This window comes from Mesorhizobium sp. M1A.F.Ca.IN.020.04.1.1 (assembly GCF_003997315.1).
In the GTDB taxonomy this organism is placed as follows: Bacteria; Pseudomonadota; Alphaproteobacteria; order Rhizobiales; family Rhizobiaceae; genus Mesorhizobium.
This window is the reverse complement of sequence record NZ_RZSN01000079.1, coordinates 1-25,825: the sequence shown is the minus strand read 5'-3', so window position 1 is coordinate 25,825 and position 25,825 is coordinate 1. Positions and strand designations below refer to the sequence as shown.

Below are 25,825 nucleotides of genomic sequence, written 5' to 3'. Positions count from 1 at the left end.
GCGCGCGGGCTCGTGATCGCTGGATTTAAGCGTAAGCTCTGAAATCGTCATGTGTCGAAGCCCTCAAAGGCTCCGAACATCGTCCTTCACGCCGATCACCGAAAGGTGCCGTCGGGACATCGCTTACGTTCAGTCTGTCGTTTGAACCTGGAATCTGGTGAAGGCAACCGAACCAATGGACAAGATCACAATCGACTTCTGGGGCTTTGCAATAACGGCCGAAGGGTTTTACGGCGTCTTGGCCGCGTCGGGGCTGGTGATGGCCATTGTCATTGTGTTGAAGGTCGGGAGGCGTCGGGGTACCTAAGGCTGCTTCTCGGCAAGACGGAGGGCATCGATGTGCGAAGCCAGTATGACATTGTTAAAGATTGGGCACTCCTATCCGACGACGAGGCGATGGAAGCCGAGATCGAAGGCACGGCAAGGACGCTACCACGTCGGTCGCCTAGTGTCCCTTGGAAGTGTCTGGCAATCGTGAAGATGCCGAATATCGATTCTGGTTCGATCTGTTTTTGAGACTTTCCAGAAAGGACGACGTCGGGTGGGCTTAGCCCGTAGGAGACTAACCTAACCAATCTGTCCCAGTTCGCATGGGACGCCACTCCCGCAAACGATAGCGGCTGCTCTTCGTGCTTCACACGCTAAGCTGTAAAGTCAAAGCCGACGCCGTACCTCCGTTCTATGACCCACTCGGGGACCAGCATCCCGCCATCGGCCAACGCGTTGCCTTTGCGATTGGCAAAAGGATTGGCGGAAAGGGCCATGAACGAGGATGACGACACCCTCTTCTTGGTCTTCGATGAAACCGAACAACCCGAAAACGCCGCCAGGTGAGAATGATGGCGAAGCGCCAGAATAGCATTGGTCTCCTTAGCCTCGAACCTTCCGCCAAGGCGGACTACCCCAAAGACTTGACGTCGCAGTCCTCCGACGGCGGAAGCCTGCGCCCGTATCGTTGGTGAAGACGAAACGATTGTTTCGAAACTTCAGGAACGAGGGCCACGTTGGCGGAACCGGCCTGACAGTTCTCACGTGGATAAGCACGTCGTCATGCTCCCGAGCGTCGGGGGCATCTACGACTGCGTAGTGAGTATGAGTTTCGGTTCTGCCGTCGGCTACCGCCATAACCACGTCAAACCGACTCGGGGGTCGCAGATGCGCAACTGAGATCGCTATAGCTTGCACATCATCCCCAGAGCTACGCTCGCCAAAGTACAGATTTGCCGCGCAGTTCAGTACCTGCTGGTGGTTGCACGCAAGAATGTCCGCCGTATTTGACACATCGATCCAGCCACCGACGTGCTCGGCTTGATAGACGTCGCCATCCAGGAGAACAGCCAACAGCGTTGGCGAAAGCGGCAGGAAGAGAAGCGCACCTGCGCTGGAGATTCCAAAAGATCTGTGCTGCGCATGCCTGTGCTGTTGATGCCAGCGGTTGGCGAGAGCAGCAGGGTCATCTGATGTGAGAAACGGCACCGAGGTAAGGTTGCGAACAACCCGCACCTTTAGATCGTCTACGACGCTCATCGTTTTGGCGTAGTGATGCATCGCCGAGATCACCGCACTTTTGACGGCCTCCTTGAAAGACGGTTGTTCGAAGTCCGCACCTTTGACTGACGTGGCAGCGAAAGCAAACTCCGCGGATCGACGCGCGGCGGCTTCTGTGCGGACATGCTGCAGGTAGGCGAAACGCCTGAGGATTGTGGCATGAAGATCCTTGATGACCGCACGTGGCTTGAGCAACGACGAAACGCAGTCGCCATAGTGTCCCTCGACGGTCTGGATTGCGGTTTCGAGCCTTGGGTCCTGCCCGTAGAAGTAATCCCTGGAACACTGATTCTTCACCGGGGCATCGAAGAATGATTGGTTGCGATCAAGGTTAAACAGGTGAATGGCTTTGCCTTCGGCACACACGCTGAAGGGCGATAGATGTACCCGGGGAACAAAGTGCTGGTTCTTGTTCTCCGCCATGCAATTGAGCGATCCGCCATTCCGGCACTGCCGTGGGGGCGCTCAAACACCCGCGCCAAGCCGTTGCTATCACACAGAGCTTCCAGCGGGAATGTACGTCTCAGGCCCGCCCTTCCTGGCACTCAATCGAAGAGACGTGACGAACGCCGTCGCAGGGTGGCGTTCGTTTCACGAAGCGTCAGACTTGGATGCGGCCGACGCGCTGTCCCGGGAGGACGGCTCCAAAGGAGACGGCGTGCAGGGCTGGCTTGTCCCCAACACGGGAGCGCAGCGAAGGAGCGGGCAGGAACGGGACAAGACGGCCGCGCCGGCTAGACCCGAGTAACCTTCCGATACCATGCCAAGGCGTCCGAAGGCCGGCGAAAAAGAATAGCGGTCGATCCTCGCTCAGGGCGAACCAGTAGTTCCGCTGAACATGAAGTCGGCGCGCGAGAAAGTGCCATCCGTGCGGTTTTATCGAACACGGGGATATGCTGCGCGATCTCCCGTTCCTTGACCAACCAGGCGAGGTTCGCTGCCGATCCGTAGGCGCTGTCGGCGGCCAGATGCGTCGGCTTCTGGGCCGCAAGCGGACTATTTGTTTTCGGGTTGGCCGGTCTAGAAACGGACTAACACGTCCAGCATAGCGCGGACCGCTTGGCGCCAACAGCCGTCCTGAGAACTGTCCGGTTGACTCCCCGCGGTTCGCAAGCGAATTTTCATCCAGGAGGTCGACAGATCTAACGGCGCGGGTCAACGGCGAAGGCGACCTGAATAAGAGCGTGCCTGCCAACACGATCCCCACGGAGCAATCACCGATCCCTAACTAGGGACGTCGCAAACCCTCCAGCCCTCTGGCTACCCAATTCGCGCTCTGTGTATGCGGTGAACTGTAGCAATCTCTGCCAAAAGAGTTCTTCAACCCGAGTCGAGGCAAATTCTTTGGACAGTTCTCCGATGCGTCTTGCAGTGTAGCGGATGTGGCTACACTCGTCGCCACTTAACTTGCATAGCGTTCGACCCAGCATGTCTAGGTTACGGTGCGGGCAATATGCCTCGAGCACGGGCTCCAACAACTTCTGGTGAATGCGGGTCCTCACCTCACCGAGGTTCACCTGAATCAAATAGTCGAGCACCCTCCAGGTTTCGAGGCTAGCGGCCTCGACCTGGCTGTGCTGCATGGGGGGAAACTGGGTCTCAACGGCCCCGCGCACATTATCTGGCAATGCGTCTGGAAATACCAGATCGGCGAGACGAAGGTACATTCGGCAATGACCTGCCTCATCCTCGACATGCTGGCTCAGATCGTCAACAAGCCCGGCACTTGTGCAAGCGTTGGCAATCTTCGCTAAGTCGCGGGAACCCTCGCCCTCTTTGATCGCATTCGAGACAAGCGACTGCAGCACCCATACCGGGTTCTCAATATGCGACCTAAAACTGTTGCCGTAGTCGGCGAGGAAGTATGGCGGCACGTGACGTGCAACAGCGTCGCCAAACAGCCGAAGGTAGTCGCGCGTTGCTATGTCGCCTTGTTCGTCAAGGGCAGTTTCAACAAAACGCGCGACGTAGTCCATTGTCATTTTTCAACTTCGAGCGGGCCATTGCAAGCGATAAAAGGGGCCATGCCGTCCTTGAAGGGTGAACTGCTGATACCGATTATCCCTGCGTTGATGGCAATGTTGTCGACCTTCAGGGTTGTCCCATCGACATAACCGGAAATGCGTATGCCTTTACCTCCAGCGAGGGACCTGAGGGCCTTAGCTTGATCTTCACTCAGTTCGAAGGAAAGCGGTGCTTCAGACATAGTCGAAAACTCCTTTGCCATAGAATTCACTGAACGCCGTTATAATTGCAAATCTTGCGATGGGAGACAATTGCAAAAGGACACGCTTCAAAGCAGAAGCGCCGCCAAACTCTTCAAGGTCAGCCAAGAATGTCCTAGTATCCGCCACAACGATTGCAGGACGCTCCCAACGCTCTTGCCCAACGCTGTAAATGATCTCTGCCAAGTGGTTATCGAACCACCAACGCGACACCGAAATGCTAACTGAGAGGGATTGGACGTAATGCCAGTAACTGGGAGGGATATGCAGGAGGTCGCATGGACCGACGATTGCATGACGTAACGACGGCACGCGTTGCCAGACATTGGGGTCCGTCGGCGAGGCATCGCAATGGTGCCCTCGCACTGTGGCGCCGTCCGTGAGCGCGAAGGTATCCCGTGGGTGGCAGACTGCAACATATTTCCACCCAAACAACTGAATGAAGTAATTATGGTTCGTGACGTAGTCGTTGTGGTTATCTTGATGAAAGGTTTGCACCGTTCCTGGCGGACCGATCCATATGTTGTCGAAGTATGCCGGCTCGCGTGATCGAGGTGAAACAGGCAATCGACGCGCGATGTCGACGAAGGACGCGTCACTCTGCCTGAGATAAAATTCAGTTGTGTCGAGACCAGCGAGATAATCGCCCAATCTCTGTTGCGCCCGGAGGTTCCGCCATCGTTCCTTATGCTCGAGCGTGACCAAGCGCGTCCCATGCCGTGCCGCGATACGCTGGGGTGTGAGGAGGGCAGCAAGTTCATCCAGAGCGGAAACGTCTCGCGACACCCAGGGAGTTTCCATCAGCTCTGCTGCGCACTTCATTCCGATGATGGGGATGCAACCTATTTCCCGAAATCTCACATCGGGACAAACGTATGACAAGTCTGGAGGAGCCGTCTGCAACATCCTCAGCCTCCAAGGGCAGCAACATATCCGCTTGGCAACTGGTCAGCATCGAACGCGGTCCAAGGGATATGATAGTGCACTCGGCTAAGATCCGACTGCCCATTTGCTTGCCATCGTTCCCGATGGGCTGCCAAGGTGCCGGCAAATTCGAGGCCCAGATCACCGAACACGACTATGTCGCGGCCGTGATAAAGCGCGCCCGAGCGGCGCTCGCTATCGATGAGACCGAAAGAGTAGTGTGTGAGGTCGAATGTACGCTCGACGCCTAGGTTCACAGCGCGGAAATTCGGTTCAGCGCCAAAAAGGTAGCTCCGGAATGCCAAAGAATCCAAAACAGGGTGACCAAAGCCTCGGCCCTTTTCAATATGCAAGAAGGACTTCGGTCGCGGATCAATAAGCTTTTCAAGCGGGATGTACCATGTGTCCTCATCTGCAATGGAACCGGTTGTAGGGACGGACACGGACATCCTAGCGCCGACCGTGAGTAGTCCTTTCTCGGTTGCTAGGAAGATCGTAAAGCAGTCCCCGCCACCCGGAATCGCTACAGGCATAGCGAGCATGCCTCCCGGCACCCGCAACGCCTCGCGAAGCAGTCGCGGGATGCCACGAAACGCAGAAGTGGCTATTATGACGTCGAAGAGACCCAGCTCGGGTAGTCGATCGACCCAATCACCTAATTGCACGCGCACACCAGAAGTGCCGATGAGGGCGCGCTGTGATTGATCGAAGAGGTCGGGAATAATCTCGCAACCAAATATCAGTGGGACGTCTCCTTCCCTGCCGGCTAGCAAGGAGAGTACTGACACCAGATAACCAGTTCCTGTTCCAATTTCGTATATGCGCTTCCCCCTCAGATCGCCGAGTTCTCTGATTATCCACCTAAGAAACGTTCGATCCGATATTGCTGAGAGAGTTGTCCCATCTGCGTCTGAGAACGTTCGAATAGGACCATCAAAACGCTCATGCCCCCTCGGGGCAAATCGCGCTATGTCCACCCCCGCGAAAGCGGCGTTGATGTCAGTATCGCCCATGGCACTAGGTTTAGCTAATTGATCTTACCTTAAGCTAATAGAGAGCGTCAGTTCGCACCGCGATGCAAGCACTTTTGCCAATACTAGTCTCCAGCTATCCATTTCAGTTGAACCCACATTCCATGCCTGTTCATGGCGCGACCGCGACGGCGCGCGTTGTCAACCGAAATGTCTGCTTCCGGGCAGAGGTAAAGTTCGCCTCTATGGCCGACACGAGGCGCAAAAGCTGCCAGGCGGCGTTGGGCCGTTGCAGGTTGGCAGTTTTAAGGCACAAATAGTCGGAAACGAACGTTGAGGCACCCCGCTAGGCATAGTCGTGACCTGACCCAAAGCTACCGTTTCGGCCAACACGGAAAAGCCCTCCAAAAGGGCCTCGCACTCAGTTCGCCATAGGCCGATTGCAGTGCGACGAATAGATCGCTTGCTGCGCTCAAACCCGGCTACAGCGAGAAATTCGCTACTGGTGCGGCATCGTGATGCCGGCCGCGGTCGGCGGCAGCGTGGTCGGTGCCTGCCAATTAACGTCGACTTTGCCCGACGCGGTCAGCCCTTGCGGGAGAAAGGCGGCCTGATCGAGCCTAACGACAAGGACGTAGTCACGGCGCTGTCCTGTCGGTGTGATCTGGATCGACCCCTTCTGTCCCAGCGTTGTAGGGATCTTGCCCTTGGTCAGTTCCAACTTGAACCACAGGGGGACCGTACCTGAAAACACCGGCGTGACGACATGGGCGAGCATGTAGATCGGCTGCGTGAGCCGCACATGGTAGGTTGTGCTGTCGCCATTGGGCGTATCAAGCGATGTCGACCCCGTCGCCGACTTCGCGCCCAAGGTAACCAGCGCGCCGCCGATTGGAATGGTGCCGCTTATCTTGCAGAACTCTACTTTGCCGCCGACCACTAAGCCGGCAAGGCCAAGTGTATTTTGAATGCGAAAAGCGAGGCCGTCATTCTCATTCCAGCTGTGATCGATATGATCGACGTGGAGCGCGCCGTAGAAAGCTTCGTTGAATGCCGGCACAACCTCGAAACCAATGCGACCTGGAAGCGGCCAAGGGCAATCGGTCCAAGTTCGAGCGATATAGCCCGAGTAGCCGTACGATTGATCGTCATCGTGCGATCGTTAAATCCAAGATTGTTGAATGCCTCGATCGTGTCTTCGATTGGCCTTCCGTGACGTCGAACTGGACATCCTGGCCTGCGCGCCCGCGGTACGGTGCCGCCATTCTTGAAGTGACCAGTGTAGCGCTCGCGGGGAAATAGGAAGCCATCGCTGCCGATTTAGTATTTCTGAAGGTCGGATTATAGTCTTTGCAGGCCATCTCGCTCAGAATAATTCGCGGCGGAGGGCACGTAGCAAAGATGGGTTCGCAAGCTCGATCAACGGCATCTTCTCTGTCGAAACGCCAACAGTGACGCGCAGTAGAACCGCGAAGGCGTGACGAACGAGATCGAGAGAGTGATCGTCGGCCCAATAGTCGCTGGACGGTCTCTTGCGCGTTCTCGCCCAAGTTGGTGGCACGCCATGAGCGATGTCATTCCTGATCGCAAATGCAAGACTGGCCGCATTGGACCATGTCTGAAGAAGGGTGCGCTCGTCTCCCGCTGGCAGCGGTTGACGCGAATGTTTCAAGCATCCGGATCAAATCAGAGATCATCTTCGCGTCGGTCTCGGGTCGAATGCCCTTTGGATTGACGCCCTTGAGCTTCCACAACGCCGCTCCAGGTGATGTTCGATGCTGGCGGCGAAGATGATGATCGGCGCAATGCGCTGGCCAACCAGCGGCTTCAACCCAAGCCGCTCTTCGAGGGTATCGGCCCTTCCATAGGTCATTCGCGATCTCGCGACACCTTGCCCGGACGGGGCGGACCATACATTTTTGCGGCAGCATCCTTCAAGATCCATTGTCGAGCATCCGCTCCGCCGGCAGCTTCTTGAGCCGCGCGTTCTCGTCCTCCAGCGCCGTCAGGGGACGGGCGTCGGACAATTCCATCCCGCCAAACTTCGCCTTGAACTTATAGAAGGTCGCTGCCGAAATGCCGTGCTTGCGGCAAAAGTCCGCCGTATTCGCACCGAGAATGTCTCGGGGCTTGAAGATCGATCAATCGAACCAACGTTGTGGATAGGTGGCAGAGCGGTCGATTGCGCATCCCTGATAAGGAGGTGGACCTTCATCGGTCTCGTGGGTTCGAACCCCGCCCTGAATTAGAAAAGCCCGCTCCTGGATTCAGTCGAGCGGGCCCTTAAAGGCTATTTTGTTTTCGGCTATGGTCCGCGGGTCACTTCGATGTCGACCGTCCGGATGGGCCCATTTCCCTTGCGTTTTGGCCCTTCGACATTCTGCTGTTTGAAGACATTGGAAACATCATTTCCGTTTGACCCTCAACCCGCTTGCGGCCAAGCTTTTGTGGCGAAACAGCCGGCTGTCTTCCTACTTCCGGAAGATCTATCATCCCCCAGGCGTTCGACGGGCGTCTTCTAAATCTGGACTTTAGGAACTTGCTTTGAGCGCGGGCCGACCTCACCCTCGGATGCAGCCTCTCTCAGCATCGGTGCCGTTGGTGGATCAAGGCAAACCAAAACGCCAATCTCTGCGCTCTCCAGTTTGTGGATGGCGTCGACGCCAACGTGCAGTCCACCTTTTCGGACACAACCAGTTCGCCGGAAACCAAACTCCTTGGCGCTCTTCTGAATGAGGCCAAAACTGCTTCATGTCTGTCAAACCGGCGCTATTTCTTTTTTTTCACCCTTTGCGTAAGAGCGGATCCCGCGACCGATTTGACTGCCTTTGAGGAGCTGTTAGAACGAAGCAACTTGGATGCCGTCGAAGCAACTTTCTTGCTCGTAGTCTCATTGGGTTTCTTCGCCATTGGTTTTCCCGCGCGGTTGAGTCGGAGTAATACGCATTGTGATGCGTCTGCAATCAACTGCCGGAGAGCACTGTCCCCAACTTTCATTTTCCAACACTCGGTCCGGTTCCGCAAACAACCAAGCGGAGCAGGAACTATGCTCGCCTTCATTGCCTTTCACCTTTTGTCGGTCGGCATCGGCTGTTCTGCCGTCCTCCGTGATCAGCCACGCTAAGGCACGCAGGAATTCGAAATATGCGAGCACATCTTCGATGAAGATGTTGGCGATGCAACGTTTCTCATCACAGTATTTGACAAGGTAGCCGTTGCGACCGCCGAGCCTGCTGCCGTTTAACCAAAGACCAAGTCTCGCTGTCCATGTCGGCAATCTCTCATGATTGGTGAGATCGGCGACGGCGTAACTGCGAAGCCGGCGGCGCTTCGCGTCCTCGGCTGTGAGCGTGATCTCGCGGCGCTTCGCCTCCGCCGCGATCTAGCCGCGCCGGCCGATTAACGCGTCAATTGGCGCAAGGTCATTGTCAGCGCGCAGCTTGAGATATTCGAGCATCGAGAAGCCTGCAGCAAGGATCGCCTGTCGGACCTTATGCAGCGCCTGCTCGATGGATCCCATTGGTGGTGCGGTCCTGACATAATCCGCAGTGAAATGCCCTTGAGTCTTCACGTCAGTAGGCGAGGATACGTGGTCGCAATTGAGGGCTGTACGAAACCTCGAAAAGTTGCGCGATTGTTGGCCAGTAAGGCAATCCATCCCGGTCACGCAAATGGTCAAACGGCAGCAGTCTTCCGAGGTCGATAAATTCAAGGGCATCGAAATTGGGCAGCCGGATCCACTTCTGGTTCTACCACACATCGCGTCGCGTCGAGTAGTGCGAACTGTTCGCCGGTCGCAGCTGCGAGAAATCGTTCCCCTGTCTGATACGACCGTCTATGAGATGGAACAGCGTGGCGAGTTCCCACGACGCTTCAATCTCACCGCCCGCTGTGTTGTTTGGGACTTGGCAGAAGTCGAAGCGTGGATCGAGGAGCGGCGGAATGCGTCATCTGTCGGAAAAATCAAGACCAAGCCTGCGCCTGACGTAAGACTACGAAAGGCAAGACCCGTCAAATCGGATCAAGGATAACCGCTGCCTCTGCAGGCGGCTGGAGTGTGGGCGTGTGCTTTTTGCCTGCCGCCCACGCATCGACCATGTCCGCCCATTCCTGCAGCATATGACGACGCTGCGGCTCATATTCAGCTCTGTTGTAGACACCTCGAGAGGACCGCCTGTCGTCGTGGGCAAGGCATTTCTCAATCCAGTCGCGATTAAATCCGATCTCGTTCAGGAGTGTTGAGCCGGTGCGCCGAAGGTCGTGCACTGTGAAAGGCGCGAGCGGAAAGTCTTGCTGCTTTGCCCGCTCGACAATCGCCGCGGTTACCCGATTGAACGTCGCGCGCGACATGGGCTCATCGGCATCGTAGCGGGACGGCAGCACATATCGGGAGTTCGCCGCACAAGTCTTGAGCGCGATCATGATATCGAGGGATTGCTGTGACAGGTAGACGTTATGCGGCTTCTTCCGCTTCATTCGCTCTTTTGGGATGCTCCAGACGGCGTTCTCGAAATCGACCTCGTCCCAAGTCGCCTCGAGTAGTTCACTCTTTCGGACCATCGTGAGCAGGATGAACTTTAGGCCGACCCGAATCGTCGGCAGCGTCGGCACGTTTTCCAACTCTTTCAGCATTATCCGGATTTCTGCAGGCGACAGAGCGCGGTCTTTCGCCTCGAACGTGGCAATTGAGGCTGGTCCCACCTCGTCCGCAGGGTTGGCGATCTTCTCGCCGTGCAGAATGGCGTAGCTATAGATCTGCTTCACGACATCGCGGATATGGACGGCGGTTGCCGGCGCACCACGATCCCTCACCTTTGCGCAGAGCGCCCGCAAGTCGTCAGGTGTTATTTCGGTTAGGAGTCTTTTTTCCCAAATCGGCAAAATGTCGCGATCGAAAATAGCCTTGCGCATCGAGCGGGTGCTATCCGCCATCTTCGCTTCCTTTAACCAGCGCTTGCCTTGATCCCCGAAGCTCGCCGTGCCTGACAGGCGACGCTTCTCGCGCTGCTTTTCTTGCGCCGGCGACTTTCCGGCTGCCACCATTTTTCGCGCGGCAAGGCAGCGGTCGCGTGCCTCTGCCAGCGTGAGACCTCCGTTCCCATATCGGCCCAGCGTCACAGTCTCTCTCCGACCATTGGTCCGGTAGTCGTACCGAAACGCAATCTGCCCAGTCGGAGACACCGCAGCGTACATACCGTCACGGTCGGCAACTTTGTACATTTTGTCTTTCGGTTTCAGCCGCTTAAGGGCAATATCTGTTAACATAATGACAGAGGATCGGATCACAACTTGGGTTTCTCGGCCGCCAATTTTACCGTCATTGATTTTACCGTCAACTGTTAGGAACAATCATTGTATTTCAATGCTTTGATGGGCAAGAAGTGAGTGCGCTTGCAATCGGCGGGACGACGGTATTGCATGGCAGGAAAGAGAACGCTGAAACGCATGCCGTCAAATTTACCGCCAAATGATTCCGCTTCCAGGCGATAGATGGCGATAGATGCAGTAAGGAAAACACACTTATTTCAGAGGCTTATACAACTCTGATCGATACTTACCGAAAGCTAGCTAATGATGCACCTTTATTCCCACTCGATGGTGCCCGGGGGCTTCGACGTAACGTCGTAAACGACGCGATTGATGCCTTTCACCTCGTTGATGATCCGGGTGGCGGCGGCGCCCAGGAAGTTCATGTCGTAGTGGTAGAAATCGGCCGTCATGCCGTCGACCGAGGTCACAGCGCGCAGCGCGCAGACGAATTCGTAGGTGCGGCCGTCGCCCATCACGCCGACGGTCTGCACCGGCAAGAGCACGGCGAAGGCCTGCCAGATGGCATCGTAGAGGCCGGCCTTGCGGATCTCGTCGAGGTAGATGGCGTCGGCCTCGCGCAGGATCTCGAGCTTCTCGCGGGTGATGCCGCCCGGGCAGCGTATGGCGAGGCCAGGACCCGGGAACGGATGGCGGCCGATGAAGCTTTCGGGCAGGCCGAGCTCTCGGCCCAGCGCCCTCACCTCGTCCTTGAACAACTCGCGCAGCGGCTCGACCAGCTTCATGTTCATGCGTTCGGGCAGGCCGCCGACATTGTGATGCGACTTGATCGTCACCGACGGGCCGCCGGAGAAGGAGACGCTTTCGATGACGTCGGGATAGAGCGTGCCCTGCGCCAGGAAGTCGGCGCCGCCAAGTTTCTTGGCCTCTTCCTCGAACACCTCTATGAACAGGCGGCCGATGGTCTTGCGCTTCTTTTCCGGATCGCTCTCGCCTTCCAGCGCCGAAATGAAGCGGTCGGAAGCGTCGACCAGGATCAGCGGCAGGTTGTAATGCTGGCGGAACATCTCCACCACGCTTTTCGCCTCGTCCTTCCGCAGCAGGCCGTGGTCGACGAGGATGCAGGTCAACTGATGGCCGACCGCCTCGTGGATCAGGAGCGCAGCGACCGAGGAATCGACGCCGCCTGATAGCGCGCAGATCACCTTGCCCTTGCCGACCTGCTTGCGGATCGCCTCGACCGCCTGCTCGCGATAGGCAGCCATGGTCCAGCCCGTGCTGAGGCCGGCGATATGGTGGACGAAGTTGCTCAGCAGCTTCGCGCCGTCCGGGGTATGGACGACCTCGGGATGGAACTGCACCGCGTAAAACTTCCGTGCCTCGTCGGCAATCGCTGCGAAGGGCGCGCCGGTGGAGGTGCCGACGATCTTGAATCCTTCCGGAATGGCGGTGACGCGATCGCCGTGGCTCATCCAGACCTGATGACGCGTGCCCCTGGCCCAGACACCCTCGAACAGCGCGCAGTCGTCCTCGATCTCCAGGAAGGCCCGGCCGAACTCGCGGTGATGGCCGGCCTCGACCTTGCCGCCGAGCTGAGCGCACATCGTCTGCTCGCCATAGCAGATGCCGAGCACCGGAATGCCGGACGAAAAGACCTCGTCGGGCGCGCGGGGCGAGCCGATGTCGACGGTCGAGTGCGGGCTGCCCGATAGAATGACGGCCTTCGGCCGGATGCGGCGGAAGCCCTCCGCGGCTGACTGGAACGGAACGATCTCGCAGTAGACCCCGGCCTCGCGCACGCGCCGCGCGATCAGCTGCGTGACCTGGCTGCCGAAGTCGATGATGAGAACGGTGTCGGGATGTGTCGTCATGGCGAGCCTTTAAAGAAAGAACCGATTCGGCGCAATGGTGCGCGTTGCGGCGTTCGGTCCTTGCCAAAACGCCTAAAGCGCGTCGCGTCGAACGGGCCCAGGCGACGAGCTTCAAGTTTCATCTGATGCATGTCGTTCTCCCAAAACCGCTGCGCACTTTTGGGCGACATGCATTAAGTAAGGCCGATCGCGCCGGACGCAATCGCCTGCTCTAGCAGACCTATCGCCGCCGCCAGCTTCTCGTCGATGACGTGCAGATACTCGGTCCAGTCGCCGACATGCCTGAGATCGACCGCGCCGTCGGAAATACCGCGCAGGCCGATCAGCGGCACGCCGAACAGCTGGCAGGCGCGCAGGCAGGCGAAGGTCTCCATGTCGACCATGTCGGCGTCGATCGCGTCATAGGCGGCCCCGGTGACGATGGCGCCTCCGGTCGACAGCGTCGCGGTCCTGATGCCGGGAATGACGAAGGGCAGCGGCACCGTCACGGGCAGGTCGAGGAACGGCGTCGCGCCCTTCGCGAAGCCGAGCGGCGAAGCGTCGATGTCGCGGTAACTCACCGACACGGCCTGGTAGATTTCGGTCTGTTCGAGCGTTCGGCTTCCCGCGGAGCCTAGCGACACGACGAGATCCGGCAGCGCATTCTCGGCCTTCAACGTGGCGAGCTCGGCGCCGAGGCGCACGGCGGCCTCGACCGGGCCGACGCCGGTCATCAGCGGCGTGAACCGCTTTTTGAGATGCGGACCGTATTCGGCCTCGGCCGCCATGACGAAGAGGACGGATTTTTCCCCTAACCGCGCAACGCTGGCCATGGATCACCCCTCGATGCCGTCGCGGCCAACCACCGTCATCATTGTGCCGGTCATGGTGGCGATCAGCTTGGCCTCGCCATCGGCGGCGAAAGCATAGGCCTGGCCGTCGGCAACAATGATGGTGCGGCCTGGCTTGGTCACCGAGCCGCGGAACAGGAAGCGCTCGCCCTTCCCCGGTGCGAGCAGGTTGACCTTGAATTCGATGGTCAGCACGCTGGAATTCTGCGGCATCAACGAGAAGGCGGCATAGCCGCAGGCCGAGTCCAGCGCGGTCGAGATGACGCCGGCATGCAAGAAGCCGTGCTGCTGGGTGAGCGAAGGGGCATAGGGCATCTCGATCTCGATGATGCCGGGCGTGACCAGCGTCAGCTCCGCACCGATGGTGGCCATGGCCTTCTGGCGGGCAAAGGAAGTCCTGACGCGATCCTCATAATCGGGAGCGGGTACGATTTTGGCTGCCATGGCCTTCGCCTCATTTTTGCTGGCGAAGCTTATTGCAGAGGCAGGCAGGACAGGCAATCGCTTATGTTGCAGCGCAGCAAATGCCGGCCGCCCTCATGCGGCCCTGCGCAGGGCGTGGAAATAGAACCCGTCAGTGCCACTGAGCGCCGGCGACAGTGAGATGCCACCGGCTTCGCCAATACGCGCAGCGCCCTCGTGGCCGGGGAAACGGCCGTCCCAGAGCTGGCGGTGGTCGACCGGCGCAAAATCGCCGTGGCGCTCGCGGAAGGCGGCGACCTGCTCGCCGTTTTCGGCATCGAACACCGAGCAGGTGATGTAGACGAGCAGCCCGCCGGGCTTCACGAAAGCCTGCGCCATGTCGAGGATCGCCTGCTGCTCACCTTTGCGGGCATCGAGCTGTCTGTCCGTCAGCCGCCACTTGGCGTCCGGGCGCCGCCGCCAGGTGCCGCTGCCGGTGCAGGGCGCATCGATCAGCACGAGGTCCATGTGACCGGTGAGCGGCGCGAGTTCCGCAGGCTTGCTGACGACCTGGATGTTGCGGCTGTGCGCGCGGCGGATGCGCTCGAAGATCGGCGCCAGCCGGACCTTTTCCGCATCATGGGCGAAGACCTGGCCGCGATTGTCCATCTCTGCCGAAAGCGCCAGGGTCTTGCCCCCGGCGCCCGCGCAATAGTCGAGCACCTGCATGCCTGGCTCGGCGCCGGCGAGCGCTGCTGCAAGCTGCGAGCCCTCGTCCTGCACCTCGAACCAGCCTTTCTGGAAGGCGGGCTCGGCCTGGACGTTCGGATGCCTGCCGTCGCCATTGATCGGCGGGATGCGAATGCCGTGCGGCGCGATTGCGGCAGCTGCTGCACCGGTGCCCTGGAGTTCCGTCAGCACCTTACCACGGTCTGCCTGCAGCGCATTGACCCTGAGATCCAGCGGCGGGCGCATCGCGAGAGCCGCGCCCTCTTCGACCCAGGCATCGCCAAAGGCGTGTTCGAGGAGCGGCTCGCACCAGTCCGGAACATCGGCCCGCACGGCATCTGGCGCATCGGCGAGCCTGCCGGAGGCTGCCGCTTTCAGTTCGGCGGCGCTGAGCAGCGGCGGCGCGAATTTGTCGCCGTCGAGAGCGTCATTCAGCGACCGCGCCGTCTGGCCCCATTCCAGCAGCAACGCGCCGAAGCCGATGGCGCGCGGCGTCTCCTCGCCGAAGAGCCAGCCGGCCGAGCGCTTGCGGCGCAGCGCGTCGTAGACGATGTTGCCGATCGCCGCGCGGTCGCCGCCACCGGCAAAGCGGTGCGACAAGCCCCAGTCGCGCAAGGCGTCGGCCACCGGCCGATGCCGCCGGCCGATGTCTTCAAGCACTTCGATGGCTGCCGCCAGCCTTCCGCCCAGTCTCATTCCTGCTTCCGTCTATCGTTGCTTTCCGCCCTGCTCTTAGAGCCTTTCCGGCTCCGATTGAAACAATTCTCTTGCGGTGAAGCCAAAACGACCTGCCCATGCCATCGTCCATGAACAGACGGAAGGTTCTTTCGCGGCAGTCGGCGGTCAGCGGACAACAAGAAAAACGCATCGCACATGAAACTTCTCTAATGTCTTGACTGGCGGATGCAAAGCAAGACCGCTGGCTTAACACTCAGCTTTCCAAGTTTTGCCGGCAGGAATACTCTTTCGTCTGTGATTCGCGACGCGGAAAACGCGGTCTGGCGGATCCCTATGAGGAGAGGGCAATGAAGACTTATCTGGCAGAAGTTCTAGGCACGTTTCTGTTGGTGTTCATAGGCACGGCCTCCGTGGTCACGGGCGGCTTCGGCGGCGCGCTGCCGCTCGGACAGGAAGGGATCGGCCTGGCGTTCGGCATCGGCCTGATCGCCGCGGCCTATGCGATCGGCCCGATCTCGGGCGCGCATCTCAATCCGGCGGTGACGCTCGGCGTGTTCCTTGCGGGGCGGATGCCGGCGAGGGAAGTCGTGCCTTACTGGATCGCGCAGATCATCGGCGCCATCATCGCTTCGCTGGCGCTGTGGATCATCGTCACCGGTCAGGCCGGCGGCCACACCGGGGGCTTCGGCGCAAATGGCTGGGACGAGGCGAAATGGGGCATCAGCTCGGCCTTCCTGTGGGAGCTGATCGGCACCTTCACCTTCGTCACCGTCATTCTCGGCGTCACCAACGCCAAGCACACGACGGCCTTTGCCGGCCTGGTGATAGGCCTGACGCTGGCAGGGCTCCACTTTGCCATTATCCCGGTGACGGGCACTTCGGTCAATCCGGCGCGCTCGATCGGCCCGGCGCTGTTTTCGGGCGGGGCGGCGCTCGGCCAGCTCTGGCTGTTCATCGTCGCGCCACTGATCGGCGGGGCGATCGCCGGCATCGTCGCCAAGACTGGCATCTTCGAAAAAGACTGATACCTAATGCAAAAGGCGCGGGCATGAACCCGCGCCTTCTGGGGAGGATGAGTGCTAAAGCGCATCGCGATCTTTCAGTTTCGCTCCGTGCGCTTTAGTTGCCTTTGTGCCGAAAAGCGGCTCCCACTCTCGGGAGACATGCTTTACTTCGCGACCAGTTCGAACCGGTCGAGATTCATCACCTTCGTCCACGCCTTCACGAAGTCCTTGACGAACTTCTGCTTGGCATCCGCCGAGCCGTAAACCTCGGCCAGCGCACGCAATTGCGAGTGCGAGCCGAAGATCAGGTCGGCGCGGGTGCCGGTCCACTTGACTTGCTTGGTCTTGCGGTCGCGCGCCTCATAGACCTCATCCGCGTCTGGCCCAGAGCCGGCCGCCGGATCCCAGATGGTCGCCATGCTGAGCAGGTTGATGAAGAAGTCGTTGGTCAGTGTGCCCGGCCTGTCGGTGAACACGCCGTGCTTTGAGCCGCCATGATTGGCGCCGAGCACGCGCAGGCCGCCGACCAGCACCGTCATTTCCGGCGCCGTCAGCGTGAGGAGCTGCGCGCGGTCGACCAGCATCGCTTCGACCGACATGGGCAGCCTGCCGCGGACGTAGTTGCGGAAGCCGTCGGCCCTCGGCTCGAGTGCCGCGAAGGATTCGACATCGGTCTGCTCCTGCGAAGCGTCCATGCGGCCTGGCGTAAAGGGCACGTTCACCTCATTGCCGCCGTCCTTCGCGGCCTTCTCGATCGCGGCGGCGCCGCCGAGCACGATCAGGTCGGCGAGCGAGACCTTCTTCTCGCCCGCCTGCGCCGTGTTGAACTCCTGCTGGATGGCTTCGAGCTTTGCCAGCACCTTCGAAAGCTGGGCGGGCTGGTTGACTTCCCAGTCCTTCTGCGGGCTGAGTCGGATGCGGCCGCCATTGGCGCCGCCCCGCTTGTCCGAGCCGCGGAAGGTCGAGGCCGAGGCCCAGGCAGTTGAGACCAGTTCAGGAACCGTGAGGCCGGAGGCCAGGATCTTCGCCCTCAGCGCGGCGATATCCTCTTCGCTGACCAGTTCGTGGTCGATCGCCGGAATCGGATCCTGCCAGATCAGCTCTTCCTTCGGCACGAGCGGGCCGAGATAACGAACCACCGGGCCCATGTCGCGATGGGTGAGCTTGAACCAGGCGCGGGCGAAAGCGTCGGCGAACTGGTCCGGGTACTGGTGGAAGCGACGCGAGATCTTCTCATAGGCCGGATCGAAGCGCAGCGCGAGATCGGTGGTGAGCATGGCCGGAGCATGACGCCTGGAGGGATTGTGCGCGTCCGGAACCGTGCCGGCGCCGGCGCCGCCCTTCGGCGTCCACTGATTGGCACCGGCCGGGCTCTTCGTCAGCTCCCATTCGAAGTTGAACAGGTTGTCGAAGAAATTGTTGCTCCATCTGGTCGGCGTCGTGGTCCAGGTGACTTCCAGGCCCGAGGTGATGGCGTCGCCGGCAATGCCGGTGGCATGTTTGCTCGACCAGCCGAGGCCCTGCGCTTCGATGCCGGCACCTTCCGGCTCCACGCCCACCAGCGAGGCATCGCCGGCGCCATGGGTCTTGCCGAAGGTGTGGCCGCCGGCGATCAGCGCCACGGTCTCTTCGTCGTTCATGGCCATACGGCGGAAGGTCTCGCGGATGTCGCGGGCCGCGGCGACCGGATCCGGCTTGCCGTTCGGGCCTTCCGGGTTGACGTAGATCAGGCCCATCTGAACGGCGCCGAGATGGCCCTGCAGTTCACGGTCGCCGGAATAGCGCTGGTCGTCCAGCCACTTCGTTTCGGAGCCCCAATCCACGTCCTGCTCCGGCTCCCACACGTCGGCGCGGCCGCCGGCGAAGCCGAAGGTCTTGAAGCCCATCGATTCCAGCGCGACGTTGCCGGCAAGGATCATCAGGTCGGCCCAGGAGATCTTGCGGCCGTATTTCTGTTTGACCGGCCACAGCAGCCGGCGTGCCTTGTCGAGATTGGCATTGTCCGGCCAGCTGTTCAGCGGCGCGAACCGCTGCTGGCCGGCACCGGCGCCGCCACGCCCGTCGCCGATGCGATAGGTGCCGGCACTGTGCCAGGCCATGCGGATGAAGAGCGGTCCGTAATGGCCGAAATCGGCCGGCCACCAGTCCTGCGAGTCGGTCATCACATGGTGCAGGTCCTTGATCACGGCATCGAGATCGAGGCTCCGGAATTCGGTGGCGTAGTTGAAATCCTCGCCCATCGGGTCCGAGAGGTTCGACTGCTGATGAAGAACGCCAAGGTCGAGCAGATTCGGCCACCAATCCCGATTGGTCCTGCCGGCGGATCCATGCGCCACGGGGCATTTGCCAGCGCTGTTGTCGTCGGTTTTCGCGTCCATCTTACTCTCCAGGGTTTTGATTTTTCCGAGATTGATTCTGCGCAGATTTCGGGGCCGGCCAGCGGCCGCGCCAATCTGGAATGATTCCAGCCTAGGCCGGCTTGGCGATAAAGACAAATTGCCTTTCCTGTTCGTTTTGATAAGCTTTCCTTATGATCGGCCTCACCGTGCGACAGATGCTTTATTTCGACGCGCTGGCGCAGACGCTGCATTTCGGCCGCGCCGCGAAGCTTGCCGGCGTCAGCCAGCCGGCGCTCTCCGCCCAGATCGCCGAAATGGAAGAGCGGCTGAACTGTCTTCTGTTCGAGCGCGGCGGCAAGGCGGTGCGGATGACGGACGAAGCACTTGTGCTGCAGCCGCGCATCGAGCGCATTCTTGCCGATATACGTGACGTCGAGACAACCGCCCGGCGCGGCCGCCCTGCGATGGAAGGCCGCTTCCGGCTGGGCATCATTCCGACCGTAGCGCCCTATCTCCTGCCGTGGGTCCTGCCGGAACTAAAGAAGCATTTCCCGGGCCTGCAGCTCGAACTGCGCGAGGCGGTGACGGCATCGCTGGTCGAGGACAATGTCTCGGGCAAGCTCGACGCTTTCATCGCCGCGCTGCCGCTCGACCATCCGGGGCTTGTCACGGAAGAGCTCTTCCCGGACCGCTTCTTCCTTGCGGTGCCCGCCGGCGATCCGGCTTTCGCCTCGCCGCCCGTGCCGCCGGAAAGCCCGGCGCTGGAACGGCTGATGCTGCTCGAGGAAGGTCATTGCCTGCGCGAACAGGCTCTGGCCGTCTGCGGCAATGTTCGGCCGGTGGCGATGGCAAGCTATGGCGCCACCAGTCTCACCACGCTCTTGCAGATGGTGGCGCATGGGCTGGGCGTGACGCTGGTTCCGGAAATGGCGGCAAACGCCGCCGGCGTCATGCCGGACCTCAAGATCGTGCCGTTCCAGGAGCCGATGCCGCAGCGCATGATCTGCCTCGCATGGCGGCGCAACAAGGTGCGCCAGGACGAATGCGTGGAACTGGCAAAGATCATACGGGGATTGGATCATGCGGTGCTGGCGAGCTGACCCTGGTTTCTGAGCTTTGCCCAATCCCAGTTCTCAGCCAACGCCCGTATCGGAAGCTTCTGCTGCTTACCGGAGCTAACGCTGCCCGCTTCGAAAATCCGATAGTGCGGGTCCCAACCTCGAGTTCTCTATCCCTCGTTCGATTGCAAGCCTTCACGGCACAAATATGAGAAATACGTAGGTAAAGAACACCACAATATGAACCATTCCGGTCAGGAATGTCGTTCTTTCGGTGCTGAAGCTTACGCTGCAAATGAACAGCGCCAGGGCCAAAAGTACCGCATCAGCCGCCGGAAGCCCAAGGGTCAACCCTCGGCCTGTCAGCAGGCTGGCGGCCGCCACCGCCGGTATCGTCAGACCGATGGTGGCGCAGGCCGAACCCATCGCAACGTTGAGGCCGCGCTGCAGCTCATTGTTGAGCGAGGCGCGAACCGCCGAAATGGCCTCCGGCATCAAAACCAGCCCGGCGATCATCGCTCCCACGATACTGTCGGCCTGGGTCACCTGGTAGGCAACGAGCGTGTCCTCGACACCGGCGGCGACCTGCTCGGCCAGCATGACGATGCCGATCAGCCCGCTCACCAGCAGCAGAACGCCGAGAGAAAGGCTTTCGTGAAGGGCAGTTCGCATCGAAACGTCGTGCGCCTGTTCCTGGACGAAGTCGTCCCGGTGCCGAACGGTCTGGGCGAACACGAAGCTTGCATAGAGCAGCACCGAAAGGACGCTCACAAAACCAAGCTGGCCCGCCGAAAACGTGCCTGGATCCGTCGTCTGGGTGTAGGTCGGCAGGACAAGCGTCATGACAGTCAGCGCGATCAGAACCGCGAGATACGCGCTGGTCCCTTGCCGAACGATTGCCTGCTTGCGATGACGCCAGCCGCCAAGCGTGAGACACGTACCGACGACGCCGGTAGAGATAATCATCACCGTCGAGAAAACGGACTCGCGCGCCAATGTCGGGTTGTTCTCTCCATGCAGCATCATGGAAACGATGATCGACACTTCGATTGCCGTCACGGCAAAGGTCAGCACCAACGTCCCGTACGGCTCCCCCACGCGCCGGGCCACTGCCTCGGCGTGGTCGAGCACCACGAAAATGGTGATGAACATGATCGCACTCGAAAGCGCTCCAACGACAATCCTGATGTTCAGCGAACCTTCGTCCACCGAAAGGCCGCTGGCTCTGACCGCGACAGCCATCACCAGGGCGGCCAATGGCATCGTGTAGGAAGTCACCGACCGCGCGAAACCAGTCATTGAAGCCCCTGCGTTTCCGCGAATTTAGCGGAAAAGCCTGTGGGAAACACCCCAGCCGACATCATTGCGAAGCGGACGGACCGATCACCCGGCGTTCGACTTCTTTGCAGAAAGCCGACCCGCTGCTGCCGAGGATGCGCGAGGAGTTGCGGCGCCGGCTGTTCCAGCGCACCGAAACGTCGAGATGCCGTGGTCTACGCCGTTTCCCTCCCCGACAACGACCATCCACAAAGCACCCGTGCTAGGACTTCACGCGTGCGTGGCGTACTCCCCTTGCCGGTCTGGGTGAGGCGGCTTTAGGACACGATCGAACAGCTTCTGGCATCGACGGTGTCAATCGCCTTGCGAACCGCCGTGCAGAATTTTCCCAAAAGTTCCGGCTCGTTCCCCAGCCGCTGGCGCAGGGAGAAGGGTATCTCCAGCTGCGCTCCTTTGCCGGTCAATCCACGATTGACGATGTTCAAATCGCCGATGCCTGGAAAAATATGGTTGTCCGTTTTCGTGTTAAAGCCGGCTTCCTGGAGGCGTCCAACTATCGCTGTAATTAGCGTGGCATCCTTGCCGCCCATATAGATTGTCGAGGGATCGTCCCGATCCTGGCGACCATGGATAGCAACGACAATCGACTTCACCCGCACCAAGTCGAGCGCGGATTCCTCGTCAAAGTTATTTGACGTTATGTGCAACTCGCGATTGTTGTGCGGCATCAGTCCTTCAAAGCAATACAGATCCAGATCGCTCCCTGCCACCGTCTCGGCAATCAGGGAGGTGCGGGGCTCGATCTTCCCACCGTGCGGGGCGAGGACGATCGCATTGCCGGTTCGAGCGCCACGCCGCACGACGATGCGATAGTCCACGTTTTCGATTTTGGCGGCCTTCAGCGCCGCAAAATTTGGGAACTCGTTGTCCATAATCCCATCCAAACGCGTGGTCGGCAGTTGCGCTTCGAGCGCGTTTTGCAAAGGCTGAATATTTCCGGATCAATCCCGCCTCACGCCGTCTTCTGCGCCACCAGCCCCAGTTCCTCCACCATTGCCTCGCGCATCAGGAATTTCTGCGGCTTGCCGGTCACTGTCATCGGCAGCTCGGTGCGGAAGCGGATGTAGCGCGGCACCTTGTAATGCGCGATCTGGCCGCTGCAGAAGGCCTTGATCTCCTCAGCGGTGGCGATCTGGCCGGGCTTCAGCACGATCCAGGCGCAGATCTCCTCGCCATATTTGTCGTCGGGAATGCCGAAGACCTGCACTTCCTTGATCTTGGGGTGGCGGTAGAGGAATTCCTCGACCTCGCGCGGATAGACGTTCTCGCCACCGCGGATGACCATGTCCTTCACCCGGCCGACAATGTTGCAATAGCCCTCCGCGTCGATCGTCGCGAGGTCGCCGGTGTGCATCCAGCCGTCCGCGTCGATCGCCTCGCGGGTCTTTTCCGCGTCGTCCCAATAGCCCTTCATCACCGAATAGCCGCGTGTGCAGAGCTCGCCCGGCTCGCCGACCGGGACGGTGGCGCCATCGGCGCCGATCGCCTTGACCTCGACATGCGGATGGATGCGGCCGACCGTGGAGACGCGTTTTTCCAGCGGGTCGTCGACGCTGCTCTGGAAAGAAACCGGACTGGTCTCGGTCATGCCATAGGCAATGGTCACTTGCGCCATATGCATCAGCGACACCACCTTCTTCATCACCTCTATCGGGCATGGCGAGCCGGCCATGATGCCGGTGCGCAGGCTGGAGAGGTCGAAGCTAGAGAAATCGGCATGATCGAGCATGGCGACGAACATGGTCGGCACGCCGTAAAGGCCGGTGCAACGTTCCTGCGCGATGGCTCTGAGCGTCGCGCCCGCGTCAAAACCTTCGCCCGGGAAGACCATCGTGGCGCCCTTGGTGACGCAGCCCATCGTGCCCATCGACATGCCGAAGCAATGATAGAGCGGCACAGGGATGCAGAGCCGGTCATCGACGGTGAGCTCGATCGCCGAGGTGACGAAGCTGCCGTTGTTCACGATGTTCGAATGGGTGAGGGTCGCGCCCTTCGGCGCGCCCGTCGTTCCGCTGGTGAACTGAATGTTGATGGCGTCGCCGGGCTTCAGGCTTTCGGAGATGCGATCGAGGCTGTCATGCTCGTCGCGTCCGGCCATTGCCAGCACATCGCCGAAATTGAACATGCCGGGCGAGTTGTCCTCGCCCATGCGGATGACGATCTTCAGCGACGGCAGCTTCTTTGCCTCGAGCTTGCCGGGCTCGGCTTTGGCGATCTCCGGCGCCAGCGTCTCGATCATGCCAAGATAGTCGGAGGTCTTGAAGCTGACCGCCGTGACCAGCGCCTTGCAACCGACCTTGTTGAGCGCATATTCCAGCTCGCTCAGCCGGTAGGCGGGGTTGATGTTGACCAGGATCAGGCCGATGCGCGCGGTGGCGAACTGCGTCACCAGCCATTCCCAGCGGTTGGGCGACCAGATGCCGACGCGATCGCCCTTCTCCATGCCGAGCGCCAGGAAGCCGGCAGCCAGCGCGTCGACCGCATCCGACAGCTCGCTCCAGGTGAAGCGCTTGTCTTGGCCGACGAAGACGGCGGCATCGAGCGTGGCGTATCTGCTCACCGTATCGGAGAACAGTTCCGGAATGGTTTTGTCGAGCAACGGCGTCGAATGGTCGCCCGAGACATGCGCCCTGCCGTCCATCGGAGCAATGAAGGTGCCATGCGTTCCGCGCCCGCGCAGATTGGTGGCGTTCATGAGCTCGTCGAGTTTGATCGCCATCGCCGTCACCTCCCGGGATGAGCCAGCCTATCAGCCTGCCGGGACGGTGGAAACCCGCCGAAGGTATGGGTTAAGCGACCAGCGCAGCCATCTTCGTGGCGATGCCACGCAACTGTGCCTCATCGGCCGCGTCGCGGACCTTCCTGGAAGCAACGAGACAGGCTTGCGACTTCAGGATTATTCCATCGCCCAGCACCTTGAGATGGTTGGCGCGCAGCGTCGAGCCGGTGGTGGTGATGTCGACGATGACGTCGGCAAGGCCGGCCGCCGGTGCGCCTTCGGTGGCGCCGAGGCTTTCGACGATGCGGTAGACCTGGATGCCGTGCTTCAGCGAAAAGAACTGCTGCGTCAGCCGCCAGTATTTGGTAGCGATCCTGAGCCGCCGGCCATGACGCTGGCGGAAATCGGCGGCGACATCGTCGAGATCGGCCATGGTATCGACGTCGAGCCAGATATCCGGCACCGCCACGACGACATCGGCATGACCGAAGCCGAGACGGGCGACGATCTCGGCGCGCGCTTCCCAGCCCGCGAGGTTTTCGCGCAGCAGATCCTCGCCGGTGATGCCGAGATCGACCGCGCCCTGGCCGATCTCGCCGGCGATCTCGGACGCCGAGAGGAAGGCCACCTCGACATTGTCGAGGCCGTCGATACGGGCGCGGTATTTGCGGTCGTCCTCGGGCAGAGTGACCGCCAGTCCGGCCTTGGCCAGGACTTCAAGCGACTGCTCCTTGAGACGGCCCTTGGATGGGATCGCCAGCGTGATCATCGCGTGGGCTCCCGTAATGCTTCGATGCGGTCGAGCCACACCGAGAAGCCGACGCCGGGGATAGGCTTCTTCGCGCCGAGCAGCGTCAGCAGCCGATCGTAACGACCGCCGCCCACCAGCGGACGGTCGCCACCCTGGGCAGCAATCTCGAAGACGAGACCGGTATAGTAATCGAGCGGACGGCCGAAGGCGGCGTCATAGCGGATCTTTTCGACCGGCAGGCCATGCGCCGCGATCGCCTCGGCGCGGGCGGCGAAATTTTCGAGCGCCGCGCCAAGGGACAGGCCGGCAGCGGCGGCGAATTTTTCCAGCGCCTCAGTTGCTCCGCCCAGCGCGACGTCGATCTCGAGAAATCCTTTCAACGCCGAGAACGCCTCGTCGGACAGCCGCACGCTGCGCAGTTGCGCCTTCTCGATCAGCCGCCGCGCGATGTCGGCCGGGGCGCGGCCCGAGGAGGCCGACAGCCCGGCCTCTTCCATGCCGGCGGCGATACAAGCGGCGAGGCCGTCGGTATCGCTGTCGAGCACCAGCAAGGCCACCGGACCCGACAGCTGGCTGTTGCGCGGCGGATTGGCGAGGTCGGCAAGGGCCGCTTCCAGCATCGACGCCGAGCCGAAGGCGCGGGCGAGGCGCATGCGCCAGCCACGCGGCAGGCCGAGCGCGGCCAGCACCGCCTCGAACAAGGTCTGGTCGCCGAGCGTGATGGCGAGCGGCACGCTGGGCAGCACCAGCGAGAGCAGCGCGTGCGCGTCGGCCAGCGAGCGCGCATCGGCGGCGGCGGTATCGCGATCGCCGAGATCTTCTATGCCGGCCTGGAAAAACTCGTTGCCGCCCTCGCGGCGCTGTCGGAACACCTCGCCGAGATAGGAATAGCGCCGAGGCGTGCCGGCCTGGCTGGCGATGTGGTCGAGGCAAACCGGAATGGTGAATTCCGGTCTGAGGCACAGCGTCTTGCCGGTCTCGCTTTCGGTCAGAAAAATGCGGCGGCGCAGATCCTCGCCCGCCATGTCGAGGAACGGGTCGGCCGGCTGCAGCACGGCCACCTCGACCGCGTGGGTGTCGCGCGCGGCGAAGAGATTTGCGACGTCGGCGGCGATGGCGGGATAGCGGGAAGTCATAAAGCGCCACCTCCCCTTCTCCCCTTGTGGGAGA

The 25,825-nt window shown here is 60.6% G+C and carries 23 protein-coding genes and 2 pseudogenes; 4 read left to right on the top strand and 21 right to left on the bottom strand.

Annotated elements, in window-relative coordinates; translation table 11 throughout:
- The first annotated feature begins 175 nt into the window (after nt 1–175).
- Nucleotides 176–307 (top strand): hypothetical protein, encoded by a 132-nt coding sequence (locus EOA49_RS33985; protein ID WP_268929511.1) that lies wholly within the window; start codon nt 176–178, stop codon nt 305–307.
- Between the two features lie 563 nt (nt 308–870).
- On the opposite strand, the gene EOA49_RS17265 is transcribed toward EOA49_RS33985, so the two are convergent.
- From EOA49_RS17265 to EOA49_RS32685, 10 genes and pseudogenes are all read right to left on the bottom strand, one after another.
- Entirely contained in the window at nt 871–1,971 is a 1,101-nt protein-coding gene (locus EOA49_RS17265) for a DUF4238 domain-containing protein (protein ID WP_091595756.1), read from the bottom strand.
- A gap of 411 nt (nt 1,972–2,382) precedes the next feature.
- Nucleotides 2,383–2,516, bottom strand: a pseudogene (locus tag EOA49_RS17255) (IS5/IS1182 family transposase); the annotation flags it as partial.
- A gap of 246 nt (nt 2,517–2,762) precedes the next feature.
- Nucleotides 2,763–3,524 (bottom strand): hypothetical protein, encoded by a 762-nt coding sequence (locus EOA49_RS17250; protein ID WP_091595760.1) that lies wholly within the window; start codon nt 3,522–3,524, stop codon nt 2,763–2,765.
- A gap of 2 nt (nt 3,525–3,526) precedes the next feature.
- On the bottom strand, nt 3,527–3,754 hold the full coding sequence (locus tag EOA49_RS17245; protein WP_091595762.1) for a hypothetical protein: 228 nt from the start codon (nt 3,752–3,754) through the stop codon (nt 3,527–3,529).
- Nucleotides 3,747–4,679: a cupin-like domain-containing protein gene (locus EOA49_RS17240; protein ID WP_095518984.1), complete on the bottom strand. Its 933-nt coding sequence runs from the start codon at nt 4,677–4,679 to the stop codon at nt 3,747–3,749. Before EOA49_RS17240 ends, EOA49_RS17245 begins: the two co-directional genes overlap by 8 nt.
- A 2-nt stretch (nt 4,680–4,681) precedes the next feature.
- Entirely contained in the window at nt 4,682–5,710 is a 1,029-nt protein-coding gene (locus tag EOA49_RS17235) for a hypothetical protein (RefSeq protein WP_091595766.1), read from the bottom strand.
- A gap of 457 nt (nt 5,711–6,167) precedes the next feature.
- The gene (locus EOA49_RS17230) at nt 6,168–6,728 is read right to left on the bottom strand and encodes a hypothetical protein (RefSeq protein ID WP_091595768.1); all 561 of its coding nucleotides are present in this window, start codon (nt 6,726–6,728) and stop codon (nt 6,168–6,170) included.
- Between the two features lie 883 nt (nt 6,729–7,611).
- A pseudogene (locus EOA49_RS17225) lies at nt 7,612–7,806 on the bottom strand (transposase); the annotation flags it as partial.
- Between the two features lie 752 nt (nt 7,807–8,558).
- Nucleotides 8,559–8,945: a hypothetical protein gene (locus EOA49_RS17215; RefSeq protein ID WP_127214438.1), complete on the bottom strand. Its 387-nt coding sequence runs from the start codon at nt 8,943–8,945 to the stop codon at nt 8,559–8,561.
- A gap of 105 nt (nt 8,946–9,050) precedes the next feature.
- The gene (locus tag EOA49_RS32685) at nt 9,051–9,188 is read right to left on the bottom strand and encodes a hypothetical protein (RefSeq protein WP_164746654.1); all 138 of its coding nucleotides are present in this window, start codon (nt 9,186–9,188) and stop codon (nt 9,051–9,053) included.
- 256 nt (nt 9,189–9,444) lie between these two features.
- On the opposite strand from EOA49_RS32685, the gene EOA49_RS17210 reads away from it, so the two are divergent.
- Complete coding sequence (locus tag EOA49_RS17210; protein ID WP_091595894.1) at nt 9,445–9,699, top strand: AlpA family phage regulatory protein; 255 nt, start codon at nt 9,445–9,447, stop codon at nt 9,697–9,699.
- On the opposite strand, the gene EOA49_RS17205 is transcribed toward EOA49_RS17210, so the two are convergent.
- From EOA49_RS17205 to EOA49_RS17185, 5 genes are all read right to left on the bottom strand, one after another.
- Nucleotides 9,680–10,933, bottom strand: coding sequence for a site-specific integrase (locus tag EOA49_RS17205; RefSeq protein WP_095518986.1), 1,254 nt, complete (start codon nt 10,931–10,933; stop codon nt 9,680–9,682). The two genes, EOA49_RS17210 and EOA49_RS17205, sit on opposite strands and share 20 nt — an antisense overlap.
- A 317-nt stretch (nt 10,934–11,250) precedes the next feature.
- Entirely contained in the window at nt 11,251–12,807 is a 1,557-nt protein-coding gene (gene guaA / locus EOA49_RS17200) for a glutamine-hydrolyzing GMP synthase (RefSeq protein ID WP_127239664.1), read from the bottom strand.
- A gap of 173 nt (nt 12,808–12,980) precedes the next feature.
- Nucleotides 12,981–13,619 (bottom strand): 5'-methylthioadenosine/S-adenosylhomocysteine nucleosidase, encoded by a 639-nt coding sequence (locus EOA49_RS17195; protein ID WP_095825773.1) that lies wholly within the window; start codon nt 13,617–13,619, stop codon nt 12,981–12,983.
- Between the two features lie 3 nt (nt 13,620–13,622).
- Nucleotides 13,623–14,081 (bottom strand): PaaI family thioesterase, encoded by a 459-nt coding sequence (locus EOA49_RS17190; RefSeq protein WP_066989431.1) that lies wholly within the window; start codon nt 14,079–14,081, stop codon nt 13,623–13,625.
- A 93-nt stretch (nt 14,082–14,174) separates the two neighbouring features.
- The gene (locus EOA49_RS17185; RefSeq protein WP_127239663.1) at nt 14,175–15,464 is read right to left on the bottom strand and encodes an RsmB/NOP family class I SAM-dependent RNA methyltransferase; all 1,290 of its coding nucleotides are present in this window, start codon (nt 15,462–15,464) and stop codon (nt 14,175–14,177) included.
- Between the two features lie 329 nt (nt 15,465–15,793).
- Between EOA49_RS17185 and EOA49_RS17180 the strand changes: the two genes are divergently transcribed.
- A complete protein-coding gene (locus EOA49_RS17180) occupies nt 15,794–16,471 on the top strand; it encodes an MIP family channel protein (protein ID WP_127239662.1) in 678 nt (225 codons plus the stop codon).
- 143 nt (nt 16,472–16,614) lie between these two features.
- Here the strand turns inward: EOA49_RS17180 and katG are convergent, their stop codons facing one another.
- Nucleotides 16,615–18,828: a catalase/peroxidase HPI gene (gene katG / locus EOA49_RS17175; protein ID WP_127239661.1), complete on the bottom strand. Its 2,214-nt coding sequence runs from the start codon at nt 18,826–18,828 to the stop codon at nt 16,615–16,617.
- A gap of 152 nt (nt 18,829–18,980) precedes the next feature.
- Between katG and EOA49_RS17170 the strand changes: the two genes are divergently transcribed.
- Nucleotides 18,981–19,889, top strand: coding sequence for a hydrogen peroxide-inducible genes activator (locus EOA49_RS17170; RefSeq protein ID WP_127239660.1), 909 nt, complete (start codon nt 18,981–18,983; stop codon nt 19,887–19,889).
- A gap of 153 nt (nt 19,890–20,042) precedes the next feature.
- Here EOA49_RS17170 and EOA49_RS17165 read toward each other — a convergent pair whose 3' ends face one another.
- The 5 genes from EOA49_RS17165 to EOA49_RS17145 form a co-directional block, all read right to left on the bottom strand.
- Entirely contained in the window at nt 20,043–21,146 is a 1,104-nt protein-coding gene (locus EOA49_RS17165; protein ID WP_127239659.1) for a calcium:proton antiporter, read from the bottom strand.
- 296 nt (nt 21,147–21,442) lie between these two features.
- Nucleotides 21,443–22,057, bottom strand: coding sequence for a poly-gamma-glutamate hydrolase family protein (locus tag EOA49_RS17160; RefSeq protein WP_127239658.1), 615 nt, complete (start codon nt 22,055–22,057; stop codon nt 21,443–21,445).
- A gap of 80 nt (nt 22,058–22,137) precedes the next feature.
- Entirely contained in the window at nt 22,138–23,904 is a 1,767-nt protein-coding gene (locus tag EOA49_RS17155; RefSeq protein WP_127239657.1) for an AMP-binding protein, read from the bottom strand.
- A gap of 70 nt (nt 23,905–23,974) precedes the next feature.
- The gene (gene hisG / locus EOA49_RS17150; protein ID WP_127239656.1) at nt 23,975–24,673 is read right to left on the bottom strand and encodes an ATP phosphoribosyltransferase; all 699 of its coding nucleotides are present in this window, start codon (nt 24,671–24,673) and stop codon (nt 23,975–23,977) included.
- Nucleotides 24,670–25,791, bottom strand: coding sequence for an ATP phosphoribosyltransferase regulatory subunit (locus EOA49_RS17145; protein ID WP_127243268.1), 1,122 nt, complete (start codon nt 25,789–25,791; stop codon nt 24,670–24,672). Before EOA49_RS17145 ends, hisG begins: the two co-directional genes overlap by 4 nt.
- Nucleotides 25,792–25,825: the final 34 nt, after the last annotated feature.